General features: G+C 58.0%; 16 protein-coding genes and 1 tRNA gene. All 17 read left to right on the forward strand.

Annotated features, from left to right (window positions below; all coding sequences use genetic code 11):
* Positions 1-282: 282 nt before the first annotated feature.
* The 17 genes from GH784_RS00415 (at position 283) to GH784_RS00495 (ending at position 17,019) form a co-directional block, all read left to right on the forward strand.
* Positions 283-1,791, forward strand: coding sequence for an ABC transporter substrate-binding protein (locus GH784_RS00415; RefSeq protein WP_026330723.1), 1,509 nt, complete (start codon positions 283-285; stop codon positions 1,789-1,791).
* Positions 1,792-1,864: 73 nt separating this feature from the next.
* A complete protein-coding gene (locus tag GH784_RS00420) occupies positions 1,865-2,779 on the forward strand; it encodes an ABC transporter permease (RefSeq protein WP_013761905.1) in 915 nt (304 codons plus the stop codon).
* A 14-nt stretch (positions 2,780-2,793) separates the two neighbouring features.
* Complete coding sequence (locus GH784_RS00425; RefSeq protein WP_013761904.1) at positions 2,794-3,717, forward strand: ABC transporter permease; 924 nt, start codon at positions 2,794-2,796, stop codon at positions 3,715-3,717.
* Positions 3,710-5,350 (forward strand): ABC transporter ATP-binding protein, encoded by a 1,641-nt coding sequence (locus GH784_RS00430; RefSeq protein ID WP_013761903.1) that lies wholly within the window; start codon positions 3,710-3,712, stop codon positions 5,348-5,350. Before GH784_RS00425 ends, GH784_RS00430 begins: the two co-directional genes overlap by 8 nt.
* Positions 5,347-6,228: a dihydrodipicolinate synthase family protein gene (locus GH784_RS00435; protein WP_038494355.1), complete on the forward strand. Its 882-nt coding sequence runs from the start codon at positions 5,347-5,349 to the stop codon at positions 6,226-6,228. Before GH784_RS00430 ends, GH784_RS00435 begins: the two co-directional genes overlap by 4 nt.
* 197 nt (positions 6,229-6,425) lie before the next feature.
* A tRNA-Ser gene (locus GH784_RS00440) sits at positions 6,426-6,515 on the forward strand.
* A gap of 318 nt (positions 6,516-6,833) precedes the next feature.
* Positions 6,834-7,196, forward strand: a complete 363-nt coding sequence (locus GH784_RS00445; RefSeq protein WP_003511512.1) for a hypothetical protein — start codon at positions 6,834-6,836, stop codon at positions 7,194-7,196.
* Between the two features lie 297 nt (positions 7,197-7,493).
* The gene (locus GH784_RS00450; protein ID WP_013761901.1) at positions 7,494-8,171 is read left to right on the forward strand and encodes a helix-turn-helix domain-containing protein; all 678 of its coding nucleotides are present in this window, start codon (positions 7,494-7,496) and stop codon (positions 8,169-8,171) included.
* Positions 8,172-8,267: 96 nt separating this feature from the next.
* Positions 8,268-9,173: a class II glutamine amidotransferase gene (locus GH784_RS00455; RefSeq protein ID WP_111788905.1), complete on the forward strand. Its 906-nt coding sequence runs from the start codon at positions 8,268-8,270 to the stop codon at positions 9,171-9,173.
* A 35-nt stretch (positions 9,174-9,208) separates the two neighbouring features.
* On the forward strand, positions 9,209-9,895 hold the full coding sequence (locus GH784_RS00460) for a GltB/FmdC/FwdC-like GXGXG domain-containing protein (protein WP_035200614.1): 687 nt from the start codon (positions 9,209-9,211) through the stop codon (positions 9,893-9,895).
* Between the two features lie 16 nt (positions 9,896-9,911).
* Positions 9,912-11,240: an FMN-binding glutamate synthase family protein gene (locus GH784_RS00465; RefSeq protein ID WP_003511507.1), complete on the forward strand. Its 1,329-nt coding sequence runs from the start codon at positions 9,912-9,914 to the stop codon at positions 11,238-11,240.
* Between the two features lie 84 nt (positions 11,241-11,324).
* Positions 11,325-12,632, forward strand: a complete 1,308-nt coding sequence (gene glnT / locus GH784_RS00470) for a type III glutamate--ammonia ligase (RefSeq protein WP_127966105.1) — start codon at positions 11,325-11,327, stop codon at positions 12,630-12,632.
* Between the two features lie 91 nt (positions 12,633-12,723).
* The gene (purU, locus tag GH784_RS00475) at positions 12,724-13,608 is read left to right on the forward strand and encodes a formyltetrahydrofolate deformylase (protein WP_003511505.1); all 885 of its coding nucleotides are present in this window, start codon (positions 12,724-12,726) and stop codon (positions 13,606-13,608) included.
* A gap of 144 nt (positions 13,609-13,752) precedes the next feature.
* Positions 13,753-14,448 (forward strand): GntR family transcriptional regulator, encoded by a 696-nt coding sequence (locus GH784_RS00480; RefSeq protein ID WP_003511504.1) that lies wholly within the window; start codon positions 13,753-13,755, stop codon positions 14,446-14,448.
* A 183-nt stretch (positions 14,449-14,631) separates the two neighbouring features.
* Complete coding sequence (locus GH784_RS00485; RefSeq protein WP_013761897.1) at positions 14,632-15,492, forward strand: transporter substrate-binding domain-containing protein; 861 nt, start codon at positions 14,632-14,634, stop codon at positions 15,490-15,492.
* Positions 15,493-15,568: 76 nt separating this feature from the next.
* Positions 15,569-16,258: an amino acid ABC transporter permease gene (locus tag GH784_RS00490; RefSeq protein WP_003511502.1), complete on the forward strand. Its 690-nt coding sequence runs from the start codon at positions 15,569-15,571 to the stop codon at positions 16,256-16,258.
* Between the two features lie 29 nt (positions 16,259-16,287).
* The gene (locus tag GH784_RS00495; RefSeq protein WP_025595347.1) at positions 16,288-17,019 is read left to right on the forward strand and encodes an amino acid ABC transporter ATP-binding protein; all 732 of its coding nucleotides are present in this window, start codon (positions 16,288-16,290) and stop codon (positions 17,017-17,019) included.
* Positions 17,020-17,038 lie beyond the last annotated feature (19 nt).

Genomic DNA, 17,038 nt, shown 5'->3' on the forward strand with positions numbered 1-17,038 from the left:
AAAAGTTGTCAAGTTTATTTAAGACAAAAAGAGGTCCTAAAATTTTTGATGACTTAAAATAAATATATGTTTTATAACGATAAAACTTCTGTATTAGGTCTCAATAAAAAATCCTTCTGAAAAATAATTTGACAAAAAATGTGATAGCGTCGATGCTTTGATAACGGGTGGAGGAGACGATCATCCGCACGCCATGCTCCTCAATGCAGGAGACGGGGCTTTTGAATGCCTCTTGCGGCACGCCGCCATGTTGCTGAATTTCTGATCTGGGAGGAGAACGGAATGAAGAAGTCATTGATTGCGGGCGCCCTTGTTATGGGTTGCCTTAGCGCCGCGGTTTCGCCGGCGCTTGCGGCGTCGGGGCCGATCAAGATCGTACTGGCGGAAGAGGCTGACCTGCTGGAGCCTTGCATGGCGACCCGCTCCAATATTGGTCGTATCATCATGGAAAATGTCAGCGAGACGCTGACCGAGCTTGATGTGCGCGGCAAGAACGGCGTGCAGCCGCGCCTCGCTGAAAAATGGGAGCAAAACGCGGATGGCAGCTGGCGTTTCCACCTGCGTGAAGGCGTGAAGTTTTCCGACGGCACGGGTTTCGATGCCAAGGATGTCAAGCATAGCTTCGAGCGCATCATGAGCGACAAGAATGCCTGCGAATCCCGTCGTTACTTCGGCGGCATGACCGTCACCCCCACGATTGTCGATGACCATACGATCGACTTCAAGACAGAGCCAGCCCAGCCCATTCTGCCGCTCCTGATGTCGCTCGTCACCATCGTGCCCGAAGAAACCAAGATGGAATTTATCCGCGAGCCTGTTGGCACCGGACCTTACAAGCTGACCAACTGGACACCGGGCCAGCAGATTGTTTTGACTGCACGTGACGACTATTGGGGCGCCAAGCCGCAGGTGACGGAAGCGACCTATCTTTTCCGCGCTGATCCCTCGGTTCGCGCCGCCATGGTGCAGACCGGCGAAGCCGATCTTTCACCCTCCATTTCGCAGCTCGACGCGACAAACCCGAAGACCGACTTTTCCTATCTCGACAGCGAGACGGTCTACATGCGCCTCGACCACAACATCGCGCCGCTGAATGACGTGCGGGTGCGCCGTGCACTCAACCTCGCCATCGACCGGCAGGCTTTCCTCGGCACGCTGGTTCCCGAAGGTGCAGTGCTGGCCACCGCACTCGTTCCGCCGACCACCCTCGGCTGGAACCCTGATGTCAAGGTTTTCCCCTACGACCCTGATGGCGCGAAGAAGTTGCTGGAGGAGGCAAAAGCTGCTGGTGTGAAGGTGGATACGCCGATCACCATCATCGCGCGCACCGCGAACTTCCCTAATGTCACCGAGATCATGGAGGCGATCCAGCAGCAATTGCAGGAAGTCGGCTTCAAGATCGACCTCAAATTCGTGGAAGTGGCCGAGCACGAAAGCTATTATTCCAAGCCCTTCAAGGAAGGCCGGGGACCGCAGATCGTCGCTGCCATGCACGACAATTCCAAGGGTGATCCGTCCTTCACCATGTTCTTCAAATATGCCACCAAGGGCACGCAATCCGGCTTCTCGGACCCCAAGGTGGATGACTTGATCGAACGAGCATCTGCAGCCGTCGGCGATGAACGCGCCAAGCTCTGGTCCGAGCTCATCGCCTACCTGCATGACGATGTCGTGGCGGATGTGCTGCTGTTCCACATGGTTGGCTTCTCACGCGTCTCCGAACGGCTGGACTTCAAGCCCACCATCGCCACCAATTCGATGCTGCAGCTTTCGGAAATCGGCATCAAGTAAGCCGGTATTTCATCTGCCAAAGAGCGGCGGCGGAGCTTTAGCTTCGCCGTCGTGCTGAACACCGGAGGTAACCATGCTGAGCTTCATCCGAAAACGTTCCGTTGCGAGCCTGATCTCCCTGATCGGCCTCATCGTAATGGTTTTCTTCCTCTCCCGCCTGACGGGCGACCCGGCCGCACTGTTTTTGCCGGTGGAGGCTTCGGAGGAATTGAAGCAGCAGTTTCGTGCGCTGCATGGGCTGAACGATCCGTTGATGGTGCAGTTCCTGCGCTACGCGGGCGACGTGATGACGGGGGATCTGGGTGAATCGCTCAGGAAAGCCCGCCCTGCGCTGGATGTGGTGCTGGAGGCTTTCATCTGGACGCTGTGGCTTGCGGTCATCACCATGTCGCTCGTCACCACAGCAGCAATCGTCGTCGGTTCGCTTGCCGCTTTCCGCTCCGGTGGCTTCTTCGATCGCATGGCCTCCACCATTTCGCTCATCGGCGCTTCCGTGCCGGATTTCTGGCTCGCGATCGTGGCGATCGTGGTGTTTTCCGTCAATCTCGCCTGGCTGCCCACCTCCGGCACCGGCTCGGTGCTGCACTGGATACTGCCGATCTCGGTTCTGTTCGTGCGCCCCTTCGGCATCATCGTTCAGGTGGTGCGCGGCTCGATGATCGGTGCGTTGTCCTCTGCCTATGTCAAAACGGCGCGCGCCAAGGGTGTGAAATCGGGTCCGATCATCTTCATCCACGCCTTGCGAAACGCCATGCTCCCGGTCATCACCGTCATCGGCGATCAGGCGGCAAGCCTTCTCAACGGCGCGGTCATCGTCGAAACCATCTTTGGTTTCCCCGGGGTTGGCAAGCTGATGATCGATTCCATTCTTCAGCGCGATTTCAACGTCGTGCTGGCAGCAATTCTCGTGACCGCGCTTGCGATATTCCTGATGAATCTTCTGATCGATATCGCCTATGCGTTGCTCGATCCACGTATCCGGCACTGAGGAGACGTTCAGCCATGAGCCTTTCGAACGCCGATACAGAAATCATTGATGAGCCATCCTTTGCAATGCGCATGCTGCGCATGTTGTGGGCGGATAAATTCGCCCTCTGCGCCGCGATCTTCCTCGTCGTCGTCATCATTCTCGCCTTTGTCGGCCCGGCGTGGCTTGGCGAGCTGGCGACGAAGCAGAACCTGCGTGGACGCAACCTTGCCCCGTTCGAATGGCAACGCGAATGGTATTTCTGGCTGGGGGCGGATGCGCTCGGTCGCCCGCTGCTGGCGCGCATCGTTGCCGCCACGCAAAATACGCTGATGATCGCCGCCGGTGCCGTTTTCCTTTCCGCCGTCACCGGCACCGTGCTTGGCCTGATCGCCGGTTTTTCCTCCAACCGTGTTGGCCAGATCATCATGAGGCTCGCGGACGTGATCATGTCGTTTCCGTCACTGTTGATCGCGGTCATCGTGCTTTATCTGCTCGGCTCCTCCATCCTCAACCTGATGCTGGTTCTGGCGATAACCCGCATCCCCGTTTACATCCGCACCACAAGGGCCGAAGTGCTGGAGGTGCGTGAACGCATGTTCGTACAGGCGGCGCGCGTGATGGGCGCTTCGGGCAAACGTATCCTGTTCCGCCATATTCTACCCGTCGTCCTGCCGACGCTGACAACGCTTGCGACGCTCGATTTCGCCTATGTGATGCTGGCGGAAAGCGCGCTGTCTTTCCTTGGTATCGGCATTCAGCCGCCGGAAATCACCTGGGGCCTGATGATCTCGCAGGGGCGGCAGTACCTCACCAACGCCTGGTGGCTGTCCTTCTGGCCGGGCCTTGCCATCATACTCACCACCCTGTCGCTCAACCTGCTGTCCAACTGGCTGCGCATTGCGCTCGACCCTGTGCAGCGCTGGCGGCTGGAAATGAAAGGCCGCAAACATGGCTGACCATCTTCTCGATGTGCGCAACCTTTCCGTGGAGTTTCACACCGCAGGCGGTGTCGTGCATGCGGTGAAGGATGTTTCCTATCATATCGACCGTGGTGAAACGCTTGCGATCCTGGGTGAAAGCGGCTCGGGCAAATCGGTATCGTCCTCGGCCATCATGAACCTCATCGACATGCCGCCCGGACGTATCAGCGGCGGCCAGATATTTCTTGATGGCAAAGACCTTCTGACAATGCCGGCTGAGGCCCGCCGCGAGATCAATGGCCGGCGCATCGCCATGATCTTTCAGGACCCGCTCAGCCATCTCAATCCGGTCTATACCGTCGGCTGGCAGATCCGCGAGGCGATGACCACCCATGGAATGGACAGGGTGAAAGCCGAAGCGGAGGCGAGGCGGCTTGTCGCGCGCGTTGGAATTCCTGATCCGGACGGAGCCTTGAAGAAATATCCGCATGAATTTTCTGGCGGCCAGCGCCAGCGTGTGATGATCGCCATGGCGCTTGCGCTCCGGCCCGATCTCCTGATCGCCGACGAGCCGACCACGGCACTCGATGTGACGGTTCAGGCTGAAGTTCTTGCCCTGCTCAAGGAATTGCAGCGGGAAACCGGTATGGCCGTTCTCATCATCACCCATGATCTTGGCGTCGTCGCCGAAATCGCCGACCGGGTGGTTGTGATGGAAAAAGGCGTGCTGGTGGAGGCAGGCACGGTTCGCGAGGTCTATCGCAACCCAAAGCATCCCTATACCCGCAAGCTCATCAGCGCCGCCCCCGGCAGGGGCGAAATGCACGAGCCGAATGCGACCGGCGAACCGCTCCTCCGTGTGCGCGATGTGCGCAAACGTTATGGGGCTTTCGAGGCACTGAAGGGCGTTTCCTTCGACCTTATGGCGGGGGAAACCATAGCTGTCGTTGGCGAAAGCGGTTCCGGCAAATCGACACTCGCGCGCATTCTGCTCCGGCTCGACGAGCCGGATGCCGGCAGCGCCGAGTGGAAGGGGCGTGATCTCTTCAAGCTTTCGCCTGCCGAACTCTTTGCCCTCAGGCGTGATTTACAGATGGTGTTTCAGGATCCAACCCAGTCGCTGAACCCCCGCATGACTGTGTTCCAGCTGGTTTCCGAAGCCTGGGTGATCCATCCGGACATACTACCCAAAGCGAAATGGCGCGAACGGGTCGCGGAATTGCTGCATCAGGTCGGCCTCTCGCCGGAACATATGCGCCGTTATCCGCATCAGTTTTCCGGTGGGCAGCGGCAGAGGATCGCGATTGCCCGCGCGCTGGCGCTGGAGCCGAAGCTCATCATCTGCGATGAAGCGGTCTCGGCGCTCGACGTGTCTGTCCAGGCTCAGGTTGTTGCACTTCTTGACAAGCTGCGCCGTGAAATGGGCCTCTCCTTCATCTTCATCGCGCATGACCTGCCGGTGGTCCGCGATTTTGCCGATCACGTCATGGTCATGCAGCGGGGAGAGGTTGTGGAATTCGGGACTGTCCGGCAGGTTTTCGAAGCGCCGCGCGAGGCCTATACGCGCGCACTTCTTTCCGCCAGCCTCGATCCCGACCCCGATATGCAGTCTGTGCGTCCGATCGATGCCGATCACACTATTGGAAATCCAAGCGGAGTTCTTTCATGACCAAACAAGCCTTCGTCGCGCTCGTGACCTGTTTCAACGAGGACGAAACCATCAATTACGAAGCGACCCGTGCGCAGGTGCGCCGTCAGGTGGCGGCCGGCAACAACATCATGTGCGCCGGAACTAACGGCGATTTCACCGCACTGACGCATGAAGAAAAAATCCGGCTGACGGAAGAGGTGGTGGACGAAGTTGCGGGCCGTGCGAAGGTCATCGTCAATGCCGGCATGCCCGCCACTTTTGAAACCCTACAACTCGCCAAAGCCTTCGACCGCATCGGCGTCGACGGTATTGCCGTCATCACACCCTTCTTCATCGCCTGCACCCAGGATGGGCTGATCCGCCATTTCTCGACTGTGGCCGACGCCGTCGAAACACCGGTCTATCTTTACGATATTCCCGCCCGAACCCAGAATCACATAGAGCCGGAAACCGCCCGCAAACTTGCCGCCCATGGCAACATTGCCGGCATCAAGGATTCGGGCGGTGCGCAGCAGACGCTGGAAGCCTATCTACAGGTAGCAAAGGAGATGCCCGGTTTCGAAGTCTATTCCGGCCCGGATCATCTCGTTCTCTGGTCGTTGCAGAACGGTGCCGCCGGCTGCATCTCCGGCCTCGGCAACGCGCTCCCGGATGTACTTGCCGGCATTCTCAATGCTTTCAACGCCAGCGATATCGCTGAGGCCGAACGCCAGCAGGCGATCTATACGGATTTTCGCACCGATCTCTATGCGCTCGGTTTTGCGCCCGCCATGGTCAAGCGCTCGCTTTACCTTCAGGACCCATCCGTCGGCGCCAGCCGGCAACCCGCCCTTCTACCGGATCAGGAACAGGACGATCGGATCGTGGAAATCTTACGTCGTTATCACCAGCTGTGACGCCACCGCCCGAATGTGACGTGCAGGAGTGACGCGGTGTGGCGCCACGTGAAAAATATCCACAAAACGGCCAGAAGCCGAAGCATTTATACAGCCTTGTCCGTGACGAATAATTTGTGACACAAACACGAAATTTCCCTTGTCAGTCCCGCCATTGATGTTTATGAGGAGCGCGCAACGCAAGCGTTCGCGCATGCGGAGAGGTGGCAGAGTGGTCGAATGCACCGCACTCGAAATGCGGCATACCTGCAAGGGTATCGTGGGTTCGAATCCCACCCTCTCCGCCATAATTTACGCTAAGCCGTAAGATTTTTCCGAGATAGCCTGATTCATTCGTTGGTCGCTTTGATGCTGCAGTCCGCTAGCGAAGCCGGTGCCGCTTTGCGCCAGCGGAGGCAGACTGGTTGAGATAGCCGTTGGCTTCCATTTCGTTGCTTCCCACCCGCGATCTTCAGCACCTGTTGGAGGCCCACATGGTGACGATCCCGAAAAATTGGGATGCCGGCAAGTGCTCATTCATATCCGCCATTGCCTCTTACGGCAGAGGCGCTATCATAATTGTGTTGTAGGACGATAAGCTTTGGGAGGAGCGATACGTGAGACGGATGTGGCCAGACGAATTTGCCTTTCTGCTGGACGGCGCGGAAGAGGTTGACCTGCATATTCCATCGGGGGCACACGACGACAGTTCGCCCGAAGAAACGATATCCAAGAAGGCTTTGAAAGCCCGCATCAGCCAGCAGGATTTTGAAAAGATTTGGCATCTTGCAGAGGCTCGCTATCGGCTGACCGGCAGGTTTTCGGGCAAGGCGATTACGCTGATCGCCAACAATCCTCACTATCAGAAATGGCATCCCTCCGACGGCGGCAGCGTCGAGAGCGTGTCCGATAGCGGTCAGAAATACACGACGCGCTATGTGATCGTGCATTTTCTCGTTGACGATGTTCGCGAGCTGGTCGAAGCCTGAACTCCGCAGCAACGGTTCTTGCCATTTACTGGTCGAAGGGCCTTTCGAAATCCAGCGGTGCCGGGTAATTCTTGGCACCGCTTGGCGGCGTCTTAGGCGTGAGCTTCAATATCACCGCAAGACTACGATGGACAGCGCGTGTCCTTAGTCCACTGAAATGCCTCTATACTGGTGCCGTCTTTGATCTCTCCGATGGCAGGGTTGACGTACTGACCTTCCGCAGGCTTCACCGCTGCTGAGATGTAAAAATTTCCTCCGAATTAAAATAGTTTTCCTTTAAAGAAGGGAAAACACGTTATGCCGGAGGACCCCATGGCAAAGGACAGCACAAAGACCGAGCCTGCGCTTTTGTCGCAGGACCCGCATGCGGTTCGCGAACCGAGGGTCAATAATCTGGAAATGGCGATCGGCCATGAGGTGCGTGCCTACCGCAAGAAGCTGGGCATCACGGTCACCGATCTCGCATCGGCCACCGGTGTATCGGTGGGAATGCTCTCAAAGATCGAAAACGGTAATATTTCGCCGTCCCTTACCACGCTGCAGACGCTTTCAAAGGCGCTCGGCGTGCCGATCACGGCGTTCTTCCGTGGCTTCGAGGAGCCGCGCAGCGCCACCTTCGTCAAGGCGGGCCAAGGGGTGAACATCGAGCGTAGAGGCACCCGCGCCGGCCATCAGTACAGCCTCCTTGGCCATATCGACAACAATACCAGCGGCGTCACCGTCGAGCCCTATCTCATCACGCTGACGACGGACTCGGATGTATTTCCTACCTTCCAGCATGAGGGCATGGAGTTCCTCTACATGCTGGAGGGAGAGGTGGTTTATCGCCACGGCGAGCAGCTTTTCACCATGCAGGCGGGTGACAGCCTGTTTTTTGATGCTGATGCGCCGCACGGCCCGGAGGAACTGGTGAAGCTTCCCGCTCGCTATCTGTCGATCATTTCCTATCCGCAAAGGCGGCTGACAAATGATTGAAAAGTTGCCTTAGAAGAAAAAAATATTCCTGATAGTTGACGAGATGGAATTCCATATGCTAGCTCTTCATTCAGAAACGAATGGAGGTGCCTGTCGATGTGCGGCATTGTTGGACTATTCCTGAAAGACAAAAGTCTTGAACCGCAGCTGGGTGAGCTGCTTTCGGACATGCTCGTGACCATGACGGATCGTGGACCGGATTCCGCCGGCATCGCGATCTATGGAAGCGCTGCCGATGGCAGGGCAAAAGTGACCATCCAGTCGGCCGATCCCGTCGCCGATTTTTCGGGCCTTGCCGAAGCGCTGAAGAAAAATGGCGTTGAAGCTTCGGTTGCGGTGAAAAGCACCCACGCGGTCCTGGATATTCCATCGGCAAAGCTCACGGAAATTCGCTCGGTCCTCGCCGCCATCCGTCCCAATGTGCGGGTGATGGGCTCCGGCGACAGCGTGGAAATCTACAAGGAAACCGGCCTGCCGAAAGATGTCGTCGCCCGTTTTGGCGTGCGCTCCATGGCGGGCAGCCATGGTATCGGCCACACCCGCATGGCAACGGAATCGGCTGTGACGACGCTTGGCGCACACCCCTTCTCCACCGGTGCCGACCAGTGCCTGGTGCATAACGGTTCGCTCTCCAACCACAATAATCTGCGTCGGGAACTGGTACGCGAGGGCATGACCTTCGAAACCCAGAACGACTCGGAAGTGGCCGCCGCCTATCTCACTGCTGAAATGGCCAAGGGCAAGGATCTGGGAGAAGCGCTGACCGGCGCGCTCGATGATCTCGATGGGTTCTTTACCTTCGTCGTCGGCACCAAATCCGGTTTCGGCGTGGTGCGCGATCCCATCGCCTGCAAGCCAGCGGTGATGGCCGAGACCGATCAATATGTCGCTTTCGGCTCAGAATACCGCGCGCTGGTCAATCTGCCCGGCATCGAAAATGCCCGCGTCTGGGAGCCGGAGCCGGCGACCGTCTATTTCTGGGACCATGAAAAGGCCGCGTGAAACCGTCATCGGCGCATATTGCGAAAGTCATATCCATGCCAGTTTTCGATCTCTCCCACACGCCTTTGCGTGAACTCAACAGCGCGCTCCATGGGCTTTCCTCGGGCACAAACGACACAGAATTCGAAGTTGTCAATCCGCGCGGCCACCATGCCGTCGCTGTTGGCATCGACAGCCCCGTCATCGTCGATGTTCGCGGCTCGGTCGGTTATTATTGCGCCGGCATGAATGATGGCGGCACCGTCACCGTTTACGGCTCGGCCGGGCCGGGCGTTGCCGAAAACATGATGTCGGGCACCGTCGTCATCGAGGGCGACGCTTCGCAATACGCAGGTGCCACCGGTCGCGGCGGGCTGCTGGTCATCAAGGGCAATGCCGCTTCCCGCTGCGGCATTTCCATGAAGGGCATCGATATCGTCGTGAAGGGCAATATCGGCCACATGTCCGCTTTCATGGGTCAGTCCGGCCACCTCGTCGTCTGCGGCGATGCGGGCGATGCGCTGGGTGACTCCCTTTATGAAGCGAAGCTTTTCGTGCGCGGCTCGGTCAAAAGCCTGGGTGCCGACTGCATCGAGAAGGAAATGCGGCCCGAACATCTGGAAAAGCTTGCCGAGCTTCTTGAAAAAGCCGGCGTCTCCGATGTCAGCCCAAGCGAGTTCAAACGCTACGGTTCGGCCCGCACGCTCTACAATTTCAACATCGACAACGCCGACGCGTATTGAGGCGAGGGATTTTCCGATGAGCTATCACAACCCCTTCACCCCACCGCGCAAGTCCGCGACTTTCGATGATCATACGCTGGCGGAAATCCGCCGTGCGGCTGCGACCGGCATCTATGATATTCGCGGCGCAGGCACGAAGCGCAAGGTGCCGCATTTCGACGACTTGCTGTTTCTCGGCGCGTCCATCTCGCGTTATCCGCTCGAAGGTTATCGCGAGAAGTGCGATACGACCGTCACCCTCGGCACGCGCTTTGCCAAGAAGCCGATCACGCTGAAAACGCCGATCACCATTGCCGGCATGAGCTTCGGCGCGCTTTCCGGCAACGCCAAGGAAGCGCTCGGCCGTGGCGCGACCATTGCCGGCACGTCCACCACGACGGGCGATGGCGGCATGACGGATGAGGAACGCGGCCACAGCCAGACGCTGGTCTATCAGTATCTGCCGTCGCGTTATGGCATGAACCCCAAGGATTTGCGCCGTGCGGACGCCATCGAGGTGGTCGTCGGCCAAGGCGCGAAACCGGGCGGCGGCGGCATGCTGCTTGGCCAGAAGATTTCCGATCGCGTCGCCAATATGCGCAATTTGCCGAAGGGCATCGACCAACGTTCCGCCTGCCGTCATCCTGACTGGACCGGCCCGGACGATCTGGAAATCAAGATCCTTGAACTGCGCGAAATCACCGATTGGGAAAAACCGATCTACATCAAGGTTGGTGGTGCGCGCCCCTATTACGACACCGCACTTGCAGTGAAGGCCGGTGCCGATGTGGTGGTGCTTGATGGCATGCAGGGCGGCACGGCGGCCACGCAGGACGTCTTCATCGAAAATGTCGGCATGCCCACGCTTGCCTGTATTCGCCCCGCAGTACAGGCGCTTCAGGATCTCGGCATGCATCGCAAGGTGCAATTGGTCGTGTCCGGTGGCATTCGCTCGGGTGCGGATGTCGCCAAGGCTCTGGCGCTTGGTGCCGATGCGGTTGCCATCGGAACGGCGGCGCTGGTGGCGCTGGGCGATAACGACCCGAAATGGGAAGACGAATACCAGAAGCTAGGCACCACGGCCGGCGCTTATGATGACTGGCACGAGGGCAAAGACCCCGCAGGCATCACCACGCAGGACCCGGAACTTGCCGCACGTCTTGATCCAATCGCCGCCGGTCGCCGCCTTGCCAACTATCTGAAGGTCATGACGCTCGAAGCCCAGACCATCGCACGCGCCTGCGGCAAAAACCATCTCCACAATCTGGAGCCGGAAGATCTGGTGGCTCTGACCATGGAGGCTGCGGCAATGGCGCAGGTTCCGCTGGCGGGAACAAACTGGTTCCCGGGTAAAGGCAGCTTTTAAAAAACACAATGGACGGGCGCATTTGGGAGGATGTGGCCGTCTTTTTTCGATGAAGTGTCTGATATTCAAAAAAAGGGGAATGACGTGACACTGGACCTCTCCAAGTTTGCTGCCGAAAAAGGCATCAAATATTTCATGATCAGTTATACCGATCTCTTCGGTGCCCAGCGCGCCAAGCTGGTTCCTGCAGAAGCGATTGCCGATATGCAAAAGGGCGGCGCCGGATTTGCCGGTTTCGCCACATGGTTCGATCTGACGCCCGCCCATCCCGATCTCTTCGCAGTGCCGGACGCCTCCTCGGTCATCCAGCTTCCCTGGAAAAAGGATGTGGCCTGGGTTGCTGCCGATTGCGTCATGGAAGACCAGCCTGTGGAACAGGCGCCGCGCGTCGTTTTGAAAAAGCTCATCGCGGAAGCGGCCGGGCAAGGGCTGCGGGTCAAAACCGGCGTGGAACCGGAATTTTTCCTGATTTCGCCGGACGGCGCGAAAATCTCTGATGAGTACGACACGGCGGAAAAGCCCTGCTACGACCAGCAGGCAGTGATGCGTCGTTACGATGTGATCGCGGAGATATGCGACTACATGTTGGAGTTGGGCTGGAAACCCTACCAGAACGACCATGAGGACGCGAACGGCCAGTTCGAGATGAACTGGGAATATGACGATGCGCTCCAGACGGCGGATAAACATTCCTTCTTCAAGTTCATGGTCAAGTCGGTTGCCGAAAAGCACGGGCTGCGCGCGACATTCATGCCGAAGCCTTTCAAGGGGCTGACCGGCAACGGCTGCCACGCTCATATTTCGGTCTGGGATCTGGACGGCAAGGTCAACGCTTTTGCCGACAAGGCAATGCCTTTCGGCCTCTCCGCAAAGGGCAAGACGTTTCTGGGCGGCATCATGAAACATGCCTCCGCTCTTGCGGCCGTCACCAATCCGACGGTTAATTCCTACAAGCGCATCAACGCGCCGCGGACCATCTCGGGCGCGACCTGGGCGCCGAACACGGTGACCTGGACCGGGAACAACCGCACCCACATGGTTCGCGTGCCAGGGCCGGGGCGTTTCGAACTGCGTCTGCCGGATGGTGCCGTGAACCCCTATCTGCTGCAGGCCATCATCATTGCGGCCGGTCTCTCGGGTGTCCGCTCACAGGCCGATCCCGGTTCACATCACGATATAGACATGTATCGCGAAGGTCATACCGTGACGAATGCGCCTAAACTGCCGCTCAATCTTCTCGATGCGCTGCGCGAATACGAGAAGGACGAGGAACTGCAGCAGGCATTGGGCATAGAGTTCTCAAAGGCCTATCTGAAGCTCAAGCAGGGAGAGTGGAACGCTTATTGCGCGCAATTCACCGCTTGGGAGCACCAGACAACGCTCGACGTTTGAGTTCGGGTTTCCCCGCCGCCCTCGCGGCTTTTCCCCGCGCTCATCAGACAGCGCGGGGTTTTTCCAATATCGATGACAGAGAGAGTGCCGGATGACGAACTTCGTCCTGACCGTAACCTGCAAGTCCACCCGAGGCATCGTCGCTGCCCTTTCAGGCTTTCTCGCTGAAAAAGGCTGCAACATCGTCGATAGTTCGCAGTTTGATGATCTCGGCACTGGCCGTTTCTTCATGCGCGTGGGCTTCATTTCCGAAGAGGGAGCAAAGCGTGACGACTTGATGGCTGGACTGATGCCGATCTCGCAGAAATTCGGCATGGAAGTGGCGCTTCATGACCAGTCCGAGCGGATGAAGGTCCTGCTGATGGTCTCGCGCTTCGGCCATTGTCTGAACGATCTGCTTTACCGTTGGCGCATCGGTGCCTTGCCGATCGATATTGTCGGCGTCGTCTCCAACCATTTCGATTACCAGAAAGTGGTGGTCAATCATGATATTCCCTTCCACCACATTCCGGTGACGAAGGAAAACAAGCCACAGGCTGAAGCCCGGATCATGGATATTGCCGAAAGCACCGGAACCGAACTGATCGTGCTTGCGCGTTATATGCAGGTGCTTTCCGACCGGATGTGCGAGACGATGTCGGGGAAGATCATCAACATCCACCATTCTTTCCTGCCGTCCTTCAAGGGCGCCAACCCTTACAAGCAGGCCTATCAGCGCGGCGTGAAGCTGATCGGTGCGACGGCCCACTATGTCACCGCCGATCTCGATGAAGGTCCGATTATCGAGCAGGATATTGTGCGTATTACCCATGCCCAGAGCGCGGAGGATTATGTTTCGCTCGGCCGGGATGTCGAGGCGCAGGTTCTGGCACGCGCCATCCACGCCCATATCCACCACCGTACTTTCATCAACGGTAACCGCACCGTGGTCTTCCCGCCAAGCCCGGGCAGCTATGCATCGGAACGGATGGGGTGACGCGGCATTGCGACAAGCTGGTCGCGCGCTGTTGCCATAAACATGGTGCGCGGCTAAATAAGTTGGTACGCCATAATATAAAGAGCCAGAACCTGTTTTCACGCCCGGCGGGCGGAAGCGGGATGTGCCAAACGAGGTGATACCATGACCGGTGCTTTGCAGGGAACTGCCATTCGCGTTGAGCGTCCGACCAAGACGCTGAGGGAGCTTGCGCTCGACAAGGTGCGCGACGCCATCGTGAACGGTTACTTCCGTCCGGGAGACCGCCTTGTGGAGCGCGATCTCTGCGCCCAGCTGGGCGTTTCCCGCACCATCGTGCGCGAAGTCCTGCGGCATCTGGAGTCCGAGGGGCTGGTGGCGAATTTGCCGAACAAGGGGCCGATGGTTGCGCTGCTCGATCTCGCCGAGGCCAAGCAGATTTACGAAATCCGCGGTGCGCTGGAGGGAATGGCGGCTCGCCTTTGTGCGGAGCGTCGCGATCCCGCCATTGTCGAGGCGCTTGAGGCTTCGCTCGAGCATATTCGCGAAAGTTACGTTGCCAAGGATATGCCCGGTGTTCTCGCGCATACCTCGTCTTTTTATCATACGCTGTTCAGCAAGATCGACCGGCATGTCGCCTGGGGCGTCGTCAATTTGCTGACGGTGCGGATCAACCATCTTCGCTCCATGACGATCAAGACGAAAAGCCGCGATACCGAAGGTCCGGCGCAGATGAAAAAGATCGTCGATGCGATCCGGAAAGGTGACGGGGACGCCGCTTACAAAGCCGCTCTCGATCATGTCACCAGCGCATGCGCTATCGCCGAAGCCGTTCTCACCGCGCAAAAAACGGCTGACTGACGGTTTTTGGCGCTCCGTTCTGCTTGTCTTGCGGTTGCCCAGCTGGCGGCCGCAGGCTCTTGGTTTTTTGATTTTATGGTTGTTTTACAATAATTTAGAAAAACAAATGACCGCTTATTGACAGGGCAATCCGTTTGGTGTGATGGTATGCCATAATAAATAATATAAAGAGCGGAGCTTAATATGAACTGGAATCCGATTTCCCGGAAATGCATAGCCGTGCGCGCCAAAACCTCTCTGGCGGGCTTTGTCATCAGTCTTCTTGCCGGTGCGGCCGTTGCACAGGACTGCACGCCGAAAATATCCAACGATCACCTCATCAAGCCCGGCCATCTCGTGATGGCGACCAGCCCGACATTGCCGCCCATGGCCTATGCCGACCAACAGGGCGTGCTCAAAGGCCTTCGTATCGAGTTGGGTTATGAAATCGCCAAGCGCCTCTGCCTGAAGCCCGAATATATCAGCACGGAATATGCCACCATGGTGCCGGGCCTGCAGGGCGGCCGCTGGGATATGATCAATGCAGGTCTGTTCGTGACGGCGGAGCGGCGCAAGATCCTGTTCATGATCCCCTATGAGAGTCTCGCCATCAGCATTTCAACGGCCGTCGGTGCATCCGAGCCCATCACCAAGGTGGACGATCTGGCCGGCAAGGCCGTCAGCACCGATATCGGTGGCTATGCCGAGCGCAAGATCAAGGAATTGAACGAGGACTTCAAGAAACGCGGTCTTGCGCCGATGACCATAAACCTGTTCGACAATTACGCGACCGTCTATCAGGCGCTGCGGGCAGGTCAGGTTCAGGCCGCGGTCTCCATCGATCCTGTCGCCAAGCAATACCAGGATCGCGGCGAGTTCACGCATGCACTTTCCGGCATGTACCCCACGCCCGGTTCGCTTTCCTTTGGAAGCAAGGACGTCGCCAGTGCCGTCTCTGCTGCTCTCAAGGAAATGAAGGCCGATGGTTCGCTTGAAAAGCTGATGGGTGGTTATGGCGTGAGCATCGCGCCCGGCGATCTCGCCGTTCTTGGTCCAGAAGGCTGAAATCTCCTCCATCTGAACTGTCAGCGCGGCGGGAGAGTTCTCGCCGCGACCATTCCCGCATGAATTGGAGAAAGACGTGAAGGGTTGGAACTGGGAAGGTTTCTTCGAATATCTGACGAATTATTATCTTTTCGAGGGGGCGATGGTGACGCTCGGCCTCACGGTTTTTGCCATGACGGCGGGTCTTGCGCTGGGCTTCGTCATTGCGGTGATGCGCATGTCGAAATACCGGTTCCTTTCCGGACCGGCCTATTTCTACACCTGGATATTTCGTGGCACGCCGCTGCTGGTGCAGCTCATCATCATCTATACCGGCCTGCCGCAGCTCGGCATCAAGCTGACGGTTCTGCAGTCCACCCTGATCGGCCTGTCGCTTTGCGAGGCCGCTTATCTGTCGGAGATCGTCCGGGCAGGTATCGCCGCGGTTCCCAAAGGCCAGATCAATGCGGCGCGCGCCATCGGCATGACCGAGGCGCAGGTGATGCGCTACATAGTTGCGCCGCAGGCCTTCCGCATCATCATTCCGCCGCTTGGCAATTCCGTCAATGGCGTGCTGAAGACAACGTCGATCGCCTCCATCATTTCCATGGAGGAGCTGCTGCGCCGCACGCAGGTTCTTATCCAGGAAAAGTTCCTCGTTCTGGAGCTCTTCATGGTCGCGGCCCTTTATTACCTCGCCATGACGACCGCTTGGGAACTCATCCAGCGCCGTATCGAGAAACGATTCGGCAAGGCCTACGGCCCAATGTCGGCTGACGTACACTAGGGAGAAGTCCGATGTCTCAAGCAACCAGCATGATCGAACTTCAATCCGTCAACAAATGGTACGGTCCGACCTTTCAGGTTCTGACCAATTGCAGCCTGAATGTCGCCAAGGGCGAAGTCGTCGTGATCTGCGGGCCGTCCGGTTCGGGCAAGTCGACGCTGATCAAATGCGTCAATGCGCTGGAGACGATCGGCAACGGCATCATCACCGTCAACGGGGTTGAGGTGACCAACCCCAAGACCGATATGCCTAAGCTGCGCTCCAAAGTGGGCATGGTGTTCCAGCATTTCGAACTCTTCCCGCATATGACGATCCTCGAAAATCTGTGCATCGGGCAGGAGAAGGTTCTCGGCCGCTCCCCTGCGGAGGCGCTGGTCAAAGCCAACGCCCTTCTGGAGCGGGTGGGGCTTACCGCGCATGCGAAGAAATATCCCGGTCAACTTTCCGGCGGTCAGCAGCAGCGCGTCGCAATCGCCCGCGCGCTGGCGATGGATCCGGTCGCCATGCTTTTTGACGAGCCTACATCGGCGCTTGATCCGGAAATGATCAACGAGGTGCTCGACGTCATGGTCTCGCTTGCGCAGGAAGGCATGACGATGATGGTGGTGACGCATGAAATGGGGTTTGCCCGCAAGGTGGCTGACCGCATTGTCTTCATGGATGGCGGCGAGATCGTCGAGATCGGCGAGGGTGACAGCTTCTTCACCAATCCGAAGACGGATCGCGCACGCTCGTTCCTGTCGAAAATCCTGGCGCATTGAGGCCACGGTGACCGGAGCG

Source organism: Agrobacterium tumefaciens (genome assembly GCF_009649785.1).
Classification (GTDB): domain Bacteria; phylum Pseudomonadota; class Alphaproteobacteria; order Rhizobiales; family Rhizobiaceae; genus Agrobacterium; species Agrobacterium tumefaciens.